Source organism: Candidatus Nanopusillus massiliensis (genome assembly GCF_920984865.1).
In genome coordinates this window covers 474,288-474,512 of record NZ_OV100765.1, presented here as the reverse complement: position 1 = coordinate 474,512, position 225 = coordinate 474,288, and positions in this window count along the sequence as shown.

Genomic DNA, 225 nt, shown 5'->3' with positions numbered 1-225 from the left:
AGACCTTTGGATGTAGATATTTTAAGAAATTCAATAGAAAATGGAGAAATTGATATATATATTAATATGACAAAATATCATTATATAATTTATGATTTAATATTTACTAGATTTATTCAATCGCAAATGAAACCTGTTNNNNTAATTAAATATACAGAAAAGATAAAAATACCAGAAATAAATAAAGAAATTGAATTAAGTNNTGTAAAGGATGTAATAGAGTCA